The organism is Brevundimonas bullata (genome assembly GCF_014207965.1).
GTDB classification, from domain to species: domain Bacteria; phylum Pseudomonadota; class Alphaproteobacteria; order Caulobacterales; family Caulobacteraceae; genus Brevundimonas; species Brevundimonas bullata_A.
This window is the reverse complement of record NZ_JACHLM010000001.1, coordinates 902,407-920,428: the sequence shown is the minus strand read 5'-3', so window position 1 is coordinate 920,428 and position 18,022 is coordinate 902,407. Positions and strand designations below refer to the sequence as shown.

13 protein-coding genes are annotated in these 18,022 nt (G+C 68.3%); 12 read left to right on the top strand and 1 reads right to left on the bottom strand.

Features of this window, described 5'->3' with window-relative positions:
- Nucleotides 1-1,036 precede the first annotated feature (1,036 nt).
- The 9 genes from HNP51_RS04440 (at nt 1,037) to leuB (ending at nt 11,261) form a co-directional block, all read left to right on the top strand.
- The gene (locus HNP51_RS04440) at nt 1,037-2,776 is read left to right on the top strand and encodes a dihydroxy-acid dehydratase (protein ID WP_184267455.1); all 1,740 of its coding nucleotides are present in this window, start codon (nt 1,037-1,039) and stop codon (nt 2,774-2,776) included.
- A gap of 3 nt (nt 2,777-2,779) precedes the next feature.
- A complete protein-coding gene (ilvC, locus tag HNP51_RS04435) occupies nt 2,780-3,793 on the top strand; it encodes a ketol-acid reductoisomerase (protein WP_184267453.1) in 1,014 nt (337 codons plus the stop codon).
- Between the two features lie 30 nt (nt 3,794-3,823).
- Complete coding sequence (gene ilvG, locus HNP51_RS04430; RefSeq protein ID WP_184267451.1) at nt 3,824-5,542, top strand: acetolactate synthase 2 catalytic subunit; 1,719 nt, start codon at nt 3,824-3,826, stop codon at nt 5,540-5,542.
- 2 nt (nt 5,543-5,544) lie between these two features.
- Nucleotides 5,545-5,808 (top strand): ACT domain-containing protein, encoded by a 264-nt coding sequence (locus HNP51_RS04425; protein ID WP_184267449.1) that lies wholly within the window; start codon nt 5,545-5,547, stop codon nt 5,806-5,808.
- A gap of 1 nt (nt 5,809) precedes the next feature.
- The gene (locus HNP51_RS04420; protein ID WP_184267447.1) at nt 5,810-7,066 is read left to right on the top strand and encodes a 2-isopropylmalate synthase; all 1,257 of its coding nucleotides are present in this window, start codon (nt 5,810-5,812) and stop codon (nt 7,064-7,066) included.
- Nucleotides 7,050-8,024 carry a branched-chain amino acid transaminase gene (locus HNP51_RS04415; protein ID WP_184267445.1) on the top strand — a complete coding sequence of 325 codons (975 nt, stop codon included), beginning with the start codon at nt 7,050-7,052 and terminating at the stop codon, nt 8,022-8,024. Before HNP51_RS04420 ends, HNP51_RS04415 begins: the two co-directional genes overlap by 17 nt.
- Before the next feature lie 147 nt (nt 8,025-8,171).
- Nucleotides 8,172-9,578 carry a 3-isopropylmalate dehydratase large subunit gene (leuC, locus tag HNP51_RS04410; RefSeq protein ID WP_221415702.1) on the top strand — a complete coding sequence of 469 codons (1,407 nt, stop codon included), beginning with the start codon at nt 8,172-8,174 and terminating at the stop codon, nt 9,576-9,578.
- A complete protein-coding gene (gene leuD, locus HNP51_RS04405; protein ID WP_184267443.1) occupies nt 9,571-10,161 on the top strand; it encodes a 3-isopropylmalate dehydratase small subunit in 591 nt (196 codons plus the stop codon). The genes leuC and leuD overlap by 8 nt, the downstream gene beginning before the upstream one ends.
- Nucleotides 10,161-11,261, top strand: a complete 1,101-nt coding sequence (gene leuB / locus HNP51_RS04400) for a 3-isopropylmalate dehydrogenase (protein ID WP_184267441.1) — start codon at nt 10,161-10,163, stop codon at nt 11,259-11,261. The genes leuD and leuB overlap by 1 nt, the downstream gene beginning before the upstream one ends.
- 55 nt (nt 11,262-11,316) lie before the next feature.
- Here the strand turns inward: leuB and HNP51_RS04395 are convergent, their stop codons facing one another.
- Nucleotides 11,317-11,922, bottom strand: a complete 606-nt coding sequence (locus tag HNP51_RS04395) for a TetR/AcrR family transcriptional regulator (protein WP_260398296.1) — start codon at nt 11,920-11,922, stop codon at nt 11,317-11,319.
- Nucleotides 11,923-12,088: 166 nt separating this feature from the next.
- Between HNP51_RS04395 and HNP51_RS04390 the strand changes: the two genes are divergently transcribed.
- Genes HNP51_RS04390 through HNP51_RS04380 form a run of 3 tightly spaced genes read left to right on the top strand, consistent with a single transcriptional unit; the run spans nt 12,089 to nt 17,999 of the window.
- Nucleotides 12,089-13,282: an efflux RND transporter periplasmic adaptor subunit gene (locus tag HNP51_RS04390; protein ID WP_184267437.1), complete on the top strand. Its 1,194-nt coding sequence runs from the start codon at nt 12,089-12,091 to the stop codon at nt 13,280-13,282.
- Between the two features lie 5 nt (nt 13,283-13,287).
- Nucleotides 13,288-16,560 (top strand): efflux RND transporter permease subunit, encoded by a 3,273-nt coding sequence (locus HNP51_RS04385; RefSeq protein WP_184267436.1) that lies wholly within the window; start codon nt 13,288-13,290, stop codon nt 16,558-16,560.
- Nucleotides 16,560-17,999, top strand: a complete 1,440-nt coding sequence (locus HNP51_RS04380) for an efflux transporter outer membrane subunit (RefSeq protein ID WP_184267433.1) — start codon at nt 16,560-16,562, stop codon at nt 17,997-17,999. The genes HNP51_RS04385 and HNP51_RS04380 overlap by 1 nt, the downstream gene beginning before the upstream one ends.
- Nucleotides 18,000-18,022: the final 23 nt, after the last annotated feature.

The following is an 18,022-nucleotide window of genomic DNA, read 5'->3' as shown; positions in this document are numbered from 1 at the left end:
GCCTGTTCGCGGCGGAGGCGGTGTGTACCGCCTCAAGTTTTCCGTGTCAAGCAGTTCTTTTTAAAGAACTTTTTCAACACTTCCGAAGCCCGAAGACCCCGGCGGAGGCAGCTCTCTAAGGAAAGCCGATCCCCAAGTCAACCAACCATCTGAACTTTCTGAAGCTCCAAAAGCCGAAGCTTCCGAAGCCGCAGAAAACCAGCTGGAGAAGCGAAGAAGCCCCTCACACCGGCAAATCAGCGATTTGATCGAAGCGCGGAACCTAGCCGATCCAACCGACAGAAGCAAGAAGTTTTTCAACTCCCTACCCCGCCAAAACCCCAGAAACTCAGTCCCGAAGCCCCGTGGGCCAGCCCGTCTCCGAGCGAGCCGCGTCTATACGGACCACCCCCAGAGTCCACAACCCCTGAATGACGGATTTGCGAACTATCTCAACGAACCAGAGTCCCAGAACAGCGAAGCCCGCGCTCCAAATGCCGCTGCATATATAGAGTGCGCAAAAGGGCCGGCCGGGACCTCACAACCGGACCAGGACAGGCGCCCGGCATAACCCAGCGCACCCACCCGGAAGCCTGCCCCAAACCCGAGGCCGCACGCCCTAAAAGCGGAGCCGCAACACCGCCCCACATTGAACGGGTGAAAACGTGCACGCCAACCCCGCCAGAGCACAACAACCGCGCCTTGGAGCACGCGCAGAGCGCTGCAACGCACTTTTATTCCACATTTCGGCTGGACCGGGTTGCGCCGCAGCATCGAGGGCGGCATAAGAGCGCCCAGTTGAAAGGTTCTCCTGTGTCCCACCGCGCCGCCATTGCTGCGATCCTGAGCCCCGCGAAAGCGGCGGCCGATCTGCGTGTGCTGTCGCTGGGCGTACTCCTTCTTTCGGTAATTCTTATTCCGCTTAGCCGAGCGGTGTGGATGCCTGCGACCTGACCTGACCCCGTCAAAATCGCCCGCTTCACCCCGCTCCCACCCGGCAGCGGGGTTTTTCATGTGCCCAGCACAGACCCAACAGGCAGAACCTTCCAATAATCCGATGACCAACTCGTCCGACAGCAAAAAACAACCCAATTCGCGCAGTTCCGCCGTCACTCAGGGGCCGACCCGGGCTGCGGCGCGCTCCTATCTGCGCGCCGCAGGGATGCAGGACGCCGACTTCGACAAGCCGATGATCGCCATCGTCAACACCTGGTCGACGGTCACCCCGTGCAACATGCACCTGGACCGTCTGGCCAAGGACGTGCGCGCCGGCATCATCGCGGCAGGCGGCTATCCCATCGACTTCAACACCATCGTCGTCACCGACGGCATCTCCATGGGCACCCAAGGGATGAAGGCCTCGCTGATCAGCCGTGAGGTCGTCGCCGACTCCATCGAGCTGGCGGTCGAGGGGCATCAGCTGGACGGCGTCGTCTGCATCGTCGGCTGCGACAAGACCATCCCGGCGGCGGCTATGGCCCTGGCGCGGATGGATATTCCGGGCCTGGTCTATTACGGCGGCACCATCCTGCCCGGCCGGATCGGCGAGAAGGAGGTCTCGGTCCAGGAGGTGTTCGAGGCCATCGGCGCGCACGGCGCGGGCTCGATCGACGACGCCGAGCTGAAGGCGGTCGAAAGTGCCGTCTGCCCCGGCGCCGGCGCCTGCGGCGGTCAGTTCACCGCCAACACCATGGCCATGGCCCTGTCGATGATGGGCATCAGCCCCATGGGCGCCAACGACGTCCCCGCCGTCGATCCCGGCAAGGGCGCCGAAGGCGAGCGCTGCGGCCGCCTGATCGTCGAGCGCGTCTTTGCTGGCGACACCGCCCGCAAATACATCACCCGCGCCAGCCTGAAAAATGCGGCCATCGCGGTCTCGGCCTCGGGCGGATCGACCAACGCCGTCATGCACCTGACCGCCATCGCCGCCGAGGCCGGCGTCGACTTCGGCATAGAGGACTGCCACCAGGCCTGCGTCGAGGCCCCGGTCATCTGCGACCTGAAGCCCGGCGGCCGCTTCCTGGCCTCGCACCTGTTCGCGGCGGGCGGCACGCGCCTGGTCGCCCAGCGGCTGGCCGAGGCCGGGAAGATCGTCAACACGCCGACCGTCACAGGCCGCAGCCTGTTCGCCGAGGCCGCCGAAGCCGAGGAAACCCCGGGCCAGCAGGTCGTCGCCAGTATGGACGCCCCCGTCATGGCGCGCGGCTCCTACGCCGTCATCTATGGCGACGTGGCTCCAGAGGGCGCCGTCATCAAGCTGACGGGCCACAAGGTCGACCGCTTTGAAGGCCCCGCCGCCGTCTTCGACTGCGAGGAAGACGCCTTCCATGCGGTTCAGGACGGCTCGGTCGGCGAAGGCGACGTCATCATCATCCGCTACGAAGGGCCCAAGGGCGGCCCCGGCATGCGCGAGATGTTGCAGGTCACCGCCGCCCTGAAAGGCCGCAAGATCGAGAACGTGGCCCTGCTGACCGACGGTCGCTTCTCGGGCGCCAGCTACGGCTTCGTCGCCGGCCACGTCTCGCCCGAAGCGGCGGCGGGCGGCCCGATCGCTCTCATTCGCGATGGCGATCCGATCGTCATCGACGTCACCAACCGCCGGATCGATGTGCTCGTCGATCTGGAGGCGCGCCGGGCGGACTTCGCCCCCAACCGGGTCCGTCCGGCGCAAGGCGTTTTCGCGAAATACCGCGCCGCCGTCGCCTCCGCCTCGCAAGGGGCCGTGACCATCCCCAATCCGCCGCCGGCCCAAACCGCCGCCACCTATTCCAACGCCCCGATTTCTGAGGACGCCTGAACCATGGCCATCACCATCTACACCAACGACGACATCAAGCCGGGCGCCATCGCCGGCCAGCGCATCGCCGTTATCGGCTATGGCTCGCAGGGCCGCGCCCACGCCCAGAACCTGAAGGACTCGGGCCATGACGTCGTCGTCGGCGTGCGCCAGGGCGGCACCGGCTGGAAACACGCGACCGCCGACGGCGTCCCCACCGCCGAGCCGGCTGAGGCCGTTCGCGGCGCCGACATCATCGCCATCCTGACCCCGGACATGATCCAGAACGAGGTCTATCGCGACATCATCGAGCCCAACGCCAAGCCGGGCGCCGCCCTGCTGTTCGCCCACGGCTTCTCGATCATCTACGACCGCATCACACCGCGCGACGACATGGACGTCATCCTGGTCGCCCCTAAAGGCCCCGGCGATCTGGTCCGTCGCGAGTTCGCCCGCGGGCGGGGCGTCCCCTCGCTGTTCGCCATCGAGAAGGACGCGACCGGCAAGGCGCGCGACCGCGCCATGGGCTACGCCAAGGGCATCGGCGGCGCGACCGGCGGTCTGCTGGAGACTTCCTTCCGCGAAGAAACCGAAACCGACCTGTTCGGCGAACAGGCCGTCCTGTGCGGCGGCGCCAAGGAACTGGTCATGTCGGGCTTCAACACCCTGGTCGAGGCCGGCTACCAGCCCGAGATCGCCTACTTCGAATGCCTGCATGAGCTGAAGCTGATCGTGGACCTGTTCTACGAGGGCGGCATCTCCAAGATGCACCACTTCATCTCGGAAACGGCCAAGTGGGGCGCCGTCGCCTCGGGCCCGCGCGTCATCAACGACGAGACCCGCGCCCGCATGAAGACGGTCCTGACCGAGATCCAGAATGGCACCTTCGCACGCAACTGGATCGCCGAAAACGAGGCCGGCAAGCCGCAGTACGCCGCCTGGCTGAAGGCCGACAGCGAATCCCAGATCGAACAGACCGGCGCGCGCCTGCGCGAGCGCATGGCCTGGCTGCAGACCGCCAAGTCTGAAGCCGCCTGACCCGCATATATATAAAGAGAGACCGACCCGATGAGCGCCGCCGCGCCCGCCCTGAAAACCGCCTCCGCCCCGGCGACCGTGAACGACACGGCCACCGGCGCGCGCCTGCTCGTCTCCAGCCTGGAGCGGATGGGCGTGGAGGTGGTCTTCGGCTACCCCGGCGGCGCCATCATGCCGATCTACGACGCCCTGACCGGCACGGGCCTGAAGCATATCCTGGTCCGTCACGAACAGGGCGCGGCCTTCGCCGCCGACGCCTATGCCCGCGCCTCGGGCAAGGTCGGCGTCTGCATGGCCACCTCCGGCCCCGGCGCCACCAATCTGATCACCGGCATCGCCAACGCCATGATGGATTCGGTGCCCATGGTCTGCATCACCGGCAACGTCCCCCAGGGCGTCATGGGTACCGACGCCTTCCAGGAGATCGACATCCTGGGCGTCACCCTGCCCATCGTGAAGCACTCCATCCTGGTGCGCGACGCCTCAGAGATTCCAGCCGCCGTCGAACAGGCCTTCCACATCGCCGCCTCGGGTCGTCCCGGCCCGGTCCTGGTCGACCTGCCCAAGGACGTTCAGTTCGCCACGGCGACCGCCCCGTTCGGCTTCAACATTCCCAATGAGACCGCCGAGGTCGATCACGACGCCGTCGCCGAGGCGGAACGCTTCATCCGCGCCGCCCAGCGCCCGCTGATCTACATCGGCGGCGGCGTGAAGATCGGTCGCGCCACGGAGGCCGTCCGCGCCTTCGCCGAGGCCACGGGCATCCCGACCGTCTCGACCCTGAACGCCCTGGGCACCATCCCGACCGACGCCCCCGGCTTCTTGGGGATGCTGGGCATGCACGGCACGCGCGCCGCCAACGAGGCGGTTCAGGCGTCCGACCTGCTGATCGTTCTGGGAGCCCGTTTCGACGACCGCGCCACGGGCAAGCTGGCCGAGTTCGCGCCCCACGCCCGCGTCGTCCATTTCGACATCGACGCTTCCGAGATCGGCAAGCTGCGCGAGACCCATGTCGCGGTTCGCGGCGAACTGAAGCCCGGCGTCGAGGCCCTGACCGTGCGTCTGGCGGCTGCGCCTCTGGCCATCGACCCCTGGGTCATCCGCTGCGCCACCGCCGCCGTCCATCACGCCGCCCGCTACGACGCCCCGGGCGAAGGCGTCTATGCGCCCGCCCTACTGAAGCAGTTGTCCGAGGCCGCCGGCGACCGCTTCGTCGCCGCCTGCGACGTCGGCCAGCATCAGATGTGGGCCGCCCAGCACTGCCGCTTCTCCAAGCCGGAAGCCCACATCACCTCGGGCGGTCTGGGGGCCATGGGCTTTGGCCTGCCCGCCGGTCTGGGCGCCAAGCTGGCAGACCCCTCGGCCACGGTCGTCACCATCGCCGGCGACGGCGGCTTCATGATGAACATCCAGGAGCTGGCCACGCTGAAGCGCTACGGCGTCGCCCTAAAGATCGTCCTGCTGGACAACGCCTCGCTGGGCCTGGTGCGCCAGTGGCAGGAGCTGTTCTTCGAGGAGAACTATTCCGAGGTCGACCTGTCCGACAACCCGGACTTCGTGAAGGTGGCCGAGGCCTTCGGCGTCGAGGCCTTCCGCATCGACCGTCGCGATCAGGTCGAGGCCGGCATCGCCCGCCTGCTGGCCGCCGACGGCCCCTGCCTGGCCCACGTCATCATCAACCCCAAAGAGAACGTCTGGCCTCTGGTTCCGCCGGGCAAGAGCAACGCTGAAATGATGGAAGGCGCATGAGCATGAGCGACACCATTCACATCCAGATCGACCGGGCCGACGGCTCGCTTCAGCGTCTCATCGGCCTGGTGGAGCGCCGCGGCTTCCACATCGACGGCATGAGCATGGCCCCAGATTCTGAAGAAGGGGGCCCCTCGCGCCGCATCGCCCTGACCGTGCGCGGCCGCGACGCCGCGCGTTCCATCGATAACCTGGGCTGCCAGATCGACCGCCTGTTCGGCGTGTCGCGCATCGGCGCCCCTGCCTACCAATCCGAGGCCGCGTAAAATGTCCCGAGTAGAACGAGTATCCAGAACCGCCGAGATTACGGCGTCGGACCCCAACCGCGTCATCATCTTCGACACCACCCTGCGCGACGGCGAGCAGGCGCCTGGCTTCTCCATGTCGGCCGAGGCCAAGCTGAAGATGGCCCATGTCCTGCGCGACCTGGGCGTGGACGTGATCGAGGCCGGCTTCGCCGCCGCCTCGCCGGGCGACGAGGAATGCATCCGACGGGTCTGCGGCGAGATCGAGGGACCGGTCTTCGCCTCGCTGTCGCGCGCCAACGAGAAGGACATCGACGCCTCGTTCCGGGCTCTGTCGCCGGCGCCGAAGTCGCATCGCCGCTGCCACGTCTTCCTGGCCACCAGCCCGATCCACCGCTCGGCCAAGCTGCGGATGAGCACCAACGAGGTGCTGGCCACCATCTCGCGCACGGTGGAATACGCCGCCTCGATGTTCGACGACGTCGAGTTCTCGGCCGAGGACGCCTTCCGTACCGAGCCGGAGTTCCTGGCCGAGGCCCTGATGGCCGCCGCCGACGCGGGCGCCCAGACGCTGAACGTGCCCGACACCGTCGGCTACGCCACGCCGGAAGAAGTGCGCGCGCGCTTCGCCTATCTGGACGGAATCATCCGACCGCGCCACGCGGACGTGATCTTCGCGTCGCACGCTCACAACGACCTGGGTCTGGCCGTGGCCAACTCCCTGGCCGCCGTCGAGGGCGGGGCGCGCCAGATCGAGGGCGCCATCAACGGCATCGGCGAACGGGCCGGCAACGCCTCGATCGAGGAAATCATCATGGCCCTGCGCACCCGCGCGGACCGCTATGGCGTCAGCGTATCCGCCGAGAGCCGCCACCTGGTGCGCGCTTCCGAGACCCTGCGCGAAGTGACCGAGACGGTCATCGCCCGCAACAAGGCCATCGTCGGCCTGAACGCCTTCGCCCACGAGGCCGGGATCCACCAGCACGGCATGATGGCCGACGCCCGCACCTACGAGATCATGCGTCCCGAGGACGTCGGTTTCGAGGGCAGCTACTTCGTGCTGGGCAAGCATTCCGGCCGCCATGCGGTCGGCAAGCGGGCCGAGGCCCTGGGCCATGTGCTGGAGGGCCAGCGCCTGGCCGACGTCTTCGCCGGCTTCAAGCAACGCGCCGATCAGATCGGCGAAATCAATGACGCGGAGCTGACCGCCATCATCGCGGCCGTGACGGCTGCTGGCGCCTCCGCACAAATGGACACGACCTATGCAACCGCTGGCTAAGAATATCTGGATCAACGGCGAACTGACGCCCTGGGCCGACGCCAAGGTCCACGTCATGAGCCACGCCCTGCACTACGGCACCTCGGTGTTCGAAGGCATCCGCGTCTATGACACCCCGAACGGCCCCTGCGGCTTCCGCCTGACCGACCACGTGCGCCGCCTGTTCGACAGCGCGCGCATCTATCACTTCCCCCTGCCCTTCACCGAGGACGAGTTGGTCCAGGCCTGCAAGGACGTGGTCCGTTCCGAGGGCCTGCGTTCGGCCTACCTGCGCCCCCTGGCCTTCCTGGGCGAGTGCGGCATGGGCGTGTCCCCGTCGCCTGAGAACATCCGCACCGACGTCATGATCTCGGCCTTCCATTGGGGCGCCTATCTGGGCGAGGAGGCCCTGGAGAAGGGCGTCGACGCCTGCATCTCCAGCTGGAACCGCGTCGCGCCGAACACCATCCCTTCGGGCGCCAAGGCAGGCGGCAACTATCTGTCCGGCTATCTGATCGGCCGCGAGGCCCGTGTGCGCGGCTTCGGCGAAGGCATCGCCCTGGGCGCCGACGGCCTGCTGTCGGAAGGGGCCGGCGAGAACCTGTTCATCGTCAAGGACGGGGTGCTGATGACCCCGCCCGCCGCCGCCTCCATCCTGCAAGGCATCACCCGCGACAGCGTCATGAAACTGGCGCGCGGTCTGGGCTACGAAGCCCGCGAGCAGGTCCTGCCGCGCGAGGCCCTCTACGTCGCCGACGAGGTCTTCATGACCGGCACCGCCGCCGAGATCACCCCCGTCCGCTCGGTCGACGGCATCCCCACCCGCGCCAACGGCCCCGGCCCGATCACCAAGGCGGTCAACAAGGCCTTCCGCGGCCTGTTCGACGGCACGACCCCCGACCGCTTCGGCTGGCTGGAGCCCATCAGCGAAGCCTCGTCCGCGGCCCCGGCCAAGGAGCGCGTGCATGAGCCGGCATGATCAATCCTCCCCTGTCGCGTCGCGACGGGGGAGGGGGACCGCCGCAGGCGGTGGAGGGGGCGAATCCCATCCGTCGCGCTCGGCCTTCGCCCCCTCCACCATGCTGCGCATGGTCCCCCTCCCCCGCTGCGCAGGGGAGGATCGCTGATGAGCGCCCGCACCCTGTATGAAAAGGTCTGGGACCGGCACGTCGTCGTGCCGGAAACGGCCGAGACGCCGGGCGTCATGTATGTGGACCTGCACCTGGTCCACGAAGTCACCTCGCCCCAGGCCTTTTCCGAAATCGAGGCGCGCGGCCTGAAGGTCCGCCGCCCCGACCGCACCTTCGCCACCCTGGACCACTCCACCCCGACCCTGCCGGCGGGCGCGGACGGCCAGCGCCCCTACTTCACCGCCGCCGCCAAAAACCAGGTCGAGACGCTGGAGGCCAACTGCGAACGCCACGGCGTCGAACTGGCGGGCTGGGACTCGGATCAACGCGGCGTGGTTCACGTCATGGGGCCTGAGCTGGGCCTGACCCAGCCGGGCATGACCGTGGTCTGCGGCGACAGCCACACCGCCACGCACGGCGCCTTCGGGGCCCTGGCGTTTGGCATCGGCACCTCCGAGGTCGGCCACGTGCTGGCCACCCAGTGCCTGTTGCAGCGCCGCGCCAAATCCATGCGCGTCACCGTCGGCGGGGCCTTGCGCCCCGGCGTCTCGGGCAAGGACGTGGCTCTGGCCGTCATCGCCGCCATCGGCTTCGGCGGCGGCACCGGCTACGTCATCGAATATGCGGGCGAGGCCGTGCGGTCGCTGGACATGGAAGGGCGCATGACCCTGTGCAACATGTCCATCGAGGCGGGCGCGCGGGCGGGCATGATCGCCCCCGACCAGACCACCATCGACTGGCTGCGCGGGCGCCGTCACGTTCCCGCCGACTTCGACACCGCCGCCGCCGACTGGCTGACCCTGGCTTCCGATCCCGGCGCGACCTTCGACAAGGAGGTCGTTCTGGACGGCGCCGCCATCCGTCCCATGGCCACCTGGGGCACCACGCCCGACGCTGGCGCGCCCGTCGGCGCCCCGGCGCCCCATCCTCGCAAGGCGTCTGACCAGAAGGCCCTGGACTATATGGGCTTCACCGCCGGCGAGGCGACGACCGGCCACAAGGTCGATGTCGTCTTCATCGGCAGTTGCACCAATGGCCGCCTGCCCGACCTGCGCGCCGCCGCCGACATCCTGCGCGGCCGCAAGGTCCAGCCGGGCGTGCGCATGCTGGTCGTCCCCGGCTCCGAGGCCGTGCGTCGCGACGCCGAGGCCGAGGGGCTGGACAGGGTCTTCACCGAGGCAGGGGCCGAATGGCGCATCCCCGGCTGTTCCATGTGCATCGCCATGAACGGGGATTTCGTCGCCCCCGGCCAGTTGGCGGTCTCGACCTCCAACCGCAATTTCGAGGGCCGTCAGGGCAAGGGCGCCCGCACCATCCTGGCCAGCCCGGCCACCGCCGCCGCCAGCGCCGTGGCCGGCGTCCTGACCGACCCGCGCGCCTATCTGGAGGCCATCCATGCCTGAGGCCTTCAAGGTTCTGACGTCGAAGACCCTGACCCTGAGCCAGGCCAATATCGACACGGACCAGATCATCCCGGCCCGCTTCCTGACCACCACGTCGCGCGAGGGTCTGGGCGCCCACGCCTTCCACGACTGGCGCTATGAGGCCGATGGCTCAGCCAAGCCCGAGGCGGTGCTGAACCGCATCGATCCGACCGAGCAGCGCATCCTGCTGGCCGGTCCCAACTTCGCCTGCGGCTCGTCGCGCGAGCACGCCCCCTGGGCCCTGCTGGACTATGGCTTCCGGGCGGTGATCTCGACCGAGATCGCCGACATCTTCACCTCGAATGCGCTGAAGAACGGCTTCCTGCCCATCGTCGTCGATCAGGCGACCTGGGACGACCTGGCCGCCCATCCCGAACAACCCGTCACCATCGATCTGGAAGCCGGAGAGATCCGTCGCGGAAACGTCGCCCCCGTCCCGTTCAAGGTCGAGGCCTTCGCCCGCCAGTGCCTGCTCGACGGCGTCGACACCCTCGGCTGGCTGCAGTCGAAACTGCCCTACATCCAGACCTACGAACGCTTCCGTGAACCGGAGACCATCTGATGCCCCACACCCGCACCTTCAACATCGTCGTCCTGCCCGGAGACGGCGTCGGCCCTGAGGTGGCCCTGGCGGCCGAGCGGGTCCTGACCTGCATCGGCGACATCTACGGCCATCGCTTCGAGTTCGCCGAGCACCTGATCGGCGGCGCCGCCATCGACGCGACCGGCGAGGCCCTGCCCGAGAAAACGAAGACCGCCTGCCTGGCCTCCGACGCCGTCCTGCTGGGCGCGGTCGGCGGACCCAAATGGGACGGAGCCCCCGTCCGGCCGGAACAGGGTCTGCTGGCCATCCGCAAGGCCATGGGCCTGTACGCCAACCTGCGCCCCTTGCAGGTCTCGCCGGTCCTGGCCCACCTGTCGCCGCTGAAGAAGGAGATCGTCGAGGGCGTCGATCTGATCGTCTTCCGCGAGCTGACCAGCGGCGTCTATTTCGGCGAGAAGACCCGCACCGCAACCAGCGCCTCGGACCTGTGCGTCTATACGGTCGAGGAGATCGAACGCGTCGCCCGCGCCGCCTTCCAGGCCGCCGGCCAGCGTCGCGGCAAGGTCACCTCGGTCGACAAGGCCAATGTCATGGAGACCAGCCGCCTGTGGCGCGAGGTCGTGACCCGCATCCACGCCGAGGAATATCCGCAGATCACGCTGGAGCACGCCCTGGTCGACTCCATGGCCATGCACCTGATCCGCAAGCCGCGCGACTATGACGTCATCCTGACCGAGAACATGTTCGGCGACATCCTGTCGGACGAGATCTCGGTGCTGGGCGGCTCCATCGGCCTGCTGCCCTCGGCCTCGCTGGGCAGCAGCGGTCCCGGCCTGTTCGAGCCCATCCACGGCTCGGCTCCCGACATCGCCGGCCAGGACCTGGCCAACCCGATCGGCATGGTGCTGTCGGCGGCCATGATGCTGCGTCACAGCTTCGAGCTGGAAGACGAGGCGGATTCGATCGAGGCCGCCGTCGCTGCGGTTCAGGCTTCCGGCGCCGTCACCGCCGATCTGGGCGGCGCCCTGGGCACCGTCGAGGCCACCCGCGCCATCGTCGACGCCATCCGCGCCATCCACTGGGCCGCCGCCCGCCACGTGCCGATGCACTGGGCCTGAGCCTCAGCACATATCAAAGAGAAAGGGCGGGCCTCGCGGTCCGCCCTTTTTCTATTCAGTTGTCGATCAGACCCTGGAGCGCCCCGGCCATGCGCCGCGCCAACTCCGCCTTCTGGGTCTCGCCCAGCGACGAATAGCCGTCCGACAGCTCGCGACCGATAGCCATGCCCATGATCAGCCCTGCCGCCAGGCGCGCCCGCACCGGCGCGTCCGGCCCGCCGATCCACGCGGCCAGAGGGTCAAAAAAGCGATTGTTGGAGGTGCGCTGCATGACGTCCATCGCCTTGGCCGACCCGACCGACCGCAGCAGGATCAGCAAGCCCCGCATCTTGGCGCCGGCTCCCTCGTTCTGGCCGTCGTCCTGGCACGGCATGACCTCGCCATAGACGATCTCGCGCGCCAGCCGCTCGCCGAAATCCTCGCGCGGGCCGTCCATCAGGTCGCGACCGTTCTTGCAGCTGTCCAGGACGGCGACGAACAGATCTTCCTTGGAGCCGAAGTAGCGGCTGATCAGGGCCGCATCCACGCCGACGTCACGCGCGACGTCGCGCATGCCGACATCGTCATAGCTGTCGGAGCAAAAGCGTTCGCGCGCCGCCTCCAGGATAGCCTGGCGGGTGGCGTTGGCGTTACGCGGTCGGGGGGCGTCGCACAGGACCAATAGGTCGCACTCCAATAAACCTTATCACCTATATGGCTTTGTCATCAGGCGTTGACAAGCGGAACCGCGCTCATCATTAAGTCACCCGACGTTGACTGGCGCCTCCTCCCCCGAAGAGCGCTGGTCTGTTATGTTTGAAATCCCCCTCTCTCAGGAGAATGCGCCGATGCGCACGGTTAAGATCGCGGTTGCGTCCGTCATGATGTCAGCCGCCCTCTACGGCTGTTCCAAGGGAGGCGAGGCGCCTGCGCCTCAGGCGCCGCCCGTCACCGTCGCTACCCCGCTGGCCCGTCAAGTCGTCGATTGGGACGAAGTCACCGGCCGTTTCGAAGCCACCCGTTCGGTTGACGTGCGCGCTCGCGTCGGCGGCTACATCCAGGCGGTCCACTTCAAGGACGGCGACTTCGTGCGTCAGGGCCAACTGCTGTTCACGCTCGACCCGCGCCCGGCCCAGGCCGCCCTCGCGTCCGCCCAGGCTCAACTGTCCCAGGCCCAGGCCCAGCTGACCTTGGCCCGCAGCGAGTTCGCCCGCGCCGAGGGCCTGCTGGCCTCGCAGGCCGTGTCCCAGGCCGAGGTCGATTCCAAGCGCGGCGCCGTGGCCCAGGCCCAGGCCGCCGTCTCGGCCGCCAACGCCGCCATCCGCGCCCGCCAGCTGGACGTCGAGTTCACCCGCGTCACCGCCCCGATCGCGGGCCGCGTGTCCGACCGCCGCGTCGATCCGGGCAACCTGGTCGGCGGCGGCTCTTCGGCGGGCGACGTCCTGACCACCATCGTCTCGTCCTCGCCGATCTATTTCGTCTTCGACGGCTCCGAAGCCCTGGCGCTGAAGTACCAGCGCGAAGCCCGCACGGGCGGCCCGGCCCCGATCCGTATTCGCCTGCAGGATGAGGCCAGCTACGACCGCGTCGGCACGCTGGACTTCACCGACAACGCCATCGACAGCGCCTCGGGCACCATCCGCCTGCGCGCCGTGGTCCCCAACGCCGACGGCTTCCTCAAGCCCGGCATGTTCGGTCAGGCGCAACTGGCCGGCGGCGGCGCCTACCAGGCCCTGCTGGTGCCTGACTCGGCTGTCGCCACCGACGCCGCCCGCCGCGTCGTCATGGTCGTCAACGCCGACGGCTCGACGGCCGCCCGCGCCGTTCAGACCGGCCCCCTGGTCGACGGCCTGCGTGTCATCCGTTCGGGTCTGAAGCCGACCGACCGCGTCATCATCTCGGGCGGTCAGCGCATCCAGATGCCGGGCATGAAGGTCCAGCCGAAGAACGGAACCATCGCCCCGGTCGCTCCGAAGGCGGGCGACGCCCCCGTCACCCAGGCGGCGCCGGCCTCCAGCGCCTCCTTCGCCAACGCGGGCTAAGATAGATGAATATCTCCCGCTTCTTCATCGACCGCCCGATCTTCGCGGGCGTGATCTCGGTGTTCATCACCCTGATCGGCCTGTTCGCCTATCCGATGCTGCCCCTGTCGCAGTATCCGGAGATCGCGCCCCCGACGATCACCATCAACGCGGCCTACCCGGGCGCCTCGGCCGAGACCCTGGCCGAGACCGTGGCGGCCCCCATCGAGCAAGAGGTCAACGGCGTCGAAAAGATGCTGTACCTGACCTCCTCCTCCACCTCGGACGGGGCGGTGTCGATCACCGTCACCTTCCAGCCCGGCACGGATCTCGATTCCGCGCAGGTGCTGGTTCAGAACCGCGTCGCCCTGGCCGAGCCCAAGCTGCCTGAACAGGTCCGCCAGATCGGCGTGACGGTCAACAAGGCCGAAAGCGGCTTCCTGATGATCGTCGGCCTGACCTCGCCGGACGGCAGCCTGGATAACGACTACGTCGGCAACTACGCCAACTCGACGCTGCGGGACCGCCTGCTGCGCATCGACGGCGTGGGCCAGGTCCAGGTCTTCGGTGGCGGCAACTATTCGATGCGGATCTGGATCGACCCGGCCAAGGCCGCCGAGCGCGGTTTGACTGGTTCCGACATCGTCGGCGCCCTGCGCGCCCAGAACGTGCAAGCCGCCGCCGGCGCCATTGGCCAGCCGCCCTTCGCCACCAACGCCGCCGCCTTCCAGCTGCCGGTTCAGGTGCAAGGCCGCCTGTCCGACCCTGATCAGTTCGCCGACGTGGTCATCAAGACCGACGCCGAAGGCCGCGTGACCCGCGTCCGCGATGTCGCTCGCGTCGAACTGGGCGCCCAGGACTACGGCATCCGCGGCTTCTTCGACGGCCAGCGCGGCGTCGGCGTCGCCGTCGTCCAGCAGCCGGGCGCCAACGCCCTGGCCACCGCCAACCGCGTCCTGGCCGAGGTCGAGGCCGTCAAGGCCGAAGCCCCCGCCGGCATGGCCGTCTCCATCCCCTACAACCCCACGGAATTCGTCGCCGCCTCGGTCGAGGCCGTGCAGCACACGGTGTTCGAAGCCGTCGTCCTGGTGGCGCTCGTCGTTCTGATCTTCCTTCAGACCTGGCGCGCGGCCATCATTCCCATCATCGCCATCCCGGTCGCCCTGGTCGGCACCTTCGCGGTGCAGCTGGCGCTCGGCTATTCGATCAACTCCCTGTCGCTGTTCGCCCTGGTTCTGGCCGTCGGCATCGTCGTCGATGACGCCATCATCGTGGTCGAGAACGTCGAGCGATACCTGAGGCAGGGGCTGACCCCCAAGGAGGCCGCCTATCGGTCGATGCAGGAGGTCTCCGGCGCCCTGATCGCCATCGGCCTGGTGCTGACGGCGGTGTTCGTCCCGACCGCCTTCGTGCCTGGCATTCCCGGCATCTTCTACCGCCAGTTCGCCGTCACCATCGCCTCGGCGACGCTGATCTCGCTGATCGTCTCCCTGACCCTGTCGCCCGCCCTGGCCGCCCTGCTGCTCAAGCCGCACCAGGACCACCATGAGCGCAAGCCGGGTCTGTGGGGCACGGTCCTCTATTACCTCGGCTGGGCCGGCGCCAAGTTCAACCAGGGCTTCGACTGGCTGTCGGACAAATACGGCCGTCTGACCGCCCGTCTGGTCCGTTCGCTGATGCTCGTCGCGATCATCTATGTGGGTCTGCTGGCCATCACCGGCTGGCGCCTGGTGGACACCCCGTCGGGCTTCATTCCGGAACAGGATCAGGGCTTCCTGATCGGCGTGGTGCAACTGCCCGCCGGCGCCTCGCTCGACCGCACCCAGGCCGTGATGGAGCGCGCCAACGACATCATCCGCAAGACGGAAGGCGTCGACGGCACCGTGGCCTTCGCCGGTCTGGACGGCTCCAGCTTCTCGTTCGGCTCCAACGCCGCGACGCTGTTCATCCGCCTGGACGCCTTCGAGAACCGCACCAAGGAACAGGCCGCCACGGCTCTGGCCGGCGCCATCACCGGCGCCACCGCCGGCATCGAGGACGCCAACATCTTCGTCATCGCCCCCCCGGCTGTCCAAGGCCTGGGTAACGGCAACGGCTTCAAGATGATGATCCAGGATCGTTCCGGCGCGGGCTACCGCGCGCTGGAAGGCGCCACCTTCGCCATGATGGGCGGCGCGGCCCAGATCCCGGATGAAGTGCAGCAGGTCTTCTCGACCTACAACACCGGCTCGCCGCGCATCGCCGCCGACATCGACCGCAACAAGGCCCTGATGATGGGCGTCCAGCCCTCGGCCGTGTTCGACACCCTCGGCGTCTATCTCGGCTCGTCCTACATCAACGATTTCAACCTGCTGGGCCGCACCTTCCGCGTCACCGCTCAGGCTGAACCCTCGTCGCGGGACGACATCGCCGACATCGCCAACCTGAAGACCCGCTCGGCCACCGGCGCCATGGTGCCGATCGGCGCCGTCGCCAACCTGCGCGAGGATTCCGGTCCGGCCCGCGTCGTCCGCTTCAACCTGTTCCCGGCTTCCGAGCTGCAGGGTCAGGCGGCGCCGGGCGTCTCGTCCGGCGAGGCTCTGAAGACGATGGAGAACCTGGCCGCTCAAGCCCTGCCGCAAGGCTTCAGCTACGAGTGGACCGAACTGGCCCTGCAAGAGAAGCAGGCCTCGGGCGGCGCCTCCATGATCTTCGTCATGGCCGTGGTCTTCGTCTTCCTGGTGCTGGCGGCCCAGTATGAGGCCTTCACCCTGCCGCTCGCGGTGGTGCTGATCGTCCCCATGTGTCTGCTGGCGGCCATGATCGGGGTGAACATTCGGGGGCTGGACAACAACATCCTGGTCCAGATCGGCCTGGTCGTCCTGATCGCGCTTGCGGCCAAGAACGCCATCCTGATCGTCGAGTTCGCCAAGCAGGCTGAAGAAGAAGAGGGCATGGATCGCTTCGAAGCGGCGATCTACGCCGCCAAGGTGCGCCTGCGTCCGATCCTGATGACCTCCTTCGCCTTCATCTTCGGCGTCATGCCGCTGATGCTGGCGACCGGCCCCGGCGCCGAAATGCGCCAGTCGCTGGGCACGGCGGTCTTCTCCGGCATGTTGGGCGTGACCTTCTTCGGTCTGATCTTCACCCCGGTCTTCTACGTCATGATGCGCTGGCTCGCGGGCAAGCTGCCCAACTCGCCCGAGAAGCCGCGCGACCTGCCGACCACCTACGGCACGCCGCCTCATGATCCGTACGACCCCACCGACCCCGCGCCGGCCGGCCCCGCCACGGCCAACCCGCGCCTGGGAGACGCCTGATGAACCGTAAAGCCCTTTCCCTCCTGACCGCCTCCAGCGCCGCGCTTCTGCTCGCCGCCTGCGCGGTCGGGCCCAAGGCGCCGGCCCCCACGGTCCCGATCCAGGGCCAAGGCGCCTTCGTCGGCGCGCAATCCGCCTCGGTTTCGACCGAGGCGGCCCGCGCCGACTGGTGGCGGCTCTACAACGACGCCACGCTCGACGGTCTGATCCAGCAGGCCCTGACCGAGAACAACGAGCTGGAGGCGGCCGCAGCCAATCTGCGCGCCGTCCGGGCCTCGCTGTCCGAGGCCCGCGCCGGTCGCCTGCCCTCGACCAACGCCAACGCCGCCTTCAACCGCAGCCAGGCCTCGACCATCACCAACCCGGCGGCCAACGGCGCCAAGCTGGACGACGTCGACACCTACAGCGTCGGCCTGGACGTCGCCTATGAGGTCGACCTGTTCGGCCGCGTCGAGTCGACCGTTCGCGCCGCCCGCGCCGACGCCGCCGCCGCCGCGGAGGCGCTGGAGGTGGTGCGCATCACCGTCGCCGCCGAAACCGCCCGCGCCTATGCCGACACCTGCTCGGCCAACGCCCAGATCGCGGTGGCCGAACGCACCATCGACCTGCAAGGCAAGACCGTCGACCTGACCCAGCGCCTGCTGGACGGCGGTTCCGGCAATGGACTGGACGTGGCCCGCGCCCGCGCGGCGCTGGAGTCCACCCGCGCCAGCCTGCCGCCGCTGCGGGCCCAGCGCGACGGCGCCCTCTATCGTCTCGCCACCCTGACCGGACGCACCCCGGCCGAGGCCAGCGAGGCGGCGCGCGGTTGCCAGTCGCCGCCGCAACTATCTAAGCCGATCCCGATCGGCGACGGCGCGGCGCTTCTGGCCCGTCGTCCCGACGTGCGTCAGGCCGAGGCGCGTCTGGCCGCCGCCGCCGCCCGCGTGAACGTGGCCACCGCCAGCCTCTATCCGAGCATCAGCCTGGGCGGCTCGCTGGGCTTGACCTCGCTGGACTCCTCGGGTCTGGGCGACGACGCCAACTTCCGCTTCAGCGTCGGTCCGCTGATCAGCTGGAACTTCCCCAACATCGCCGTGGCCCGCGCTCGTATCAAGCAGACCGGCGCCCTCACCGACGCGGCTCTGGCGACCTTCGACCAGACCGTGCTGACGGCCTTGCAGGAAACCGAGACGGCGCTCAGCGCCTATGCCAACGAACTGGATCGCCGCACGGCCCTGCGCACCGCACGGGATCAGGCGGCGACCGCGGCCCGCCTGTCGCGTCTGCGCTTCGACGCCGGCGCAGACAGCTTCCTGACGGTGCTGGATTCGGAACGGACCCTGGCCGGCGCTGACGCGGCCCTCGCCGCTTCGGAAGCCCAGGTCGTCACCTACCAGATCGCCCTGTTCAAGGCCCTGGCCGGCGGCTGGGATCAGGCCCCCAACCCCGAAGCCTGATCCTCGGATCATCGCTAGAAATG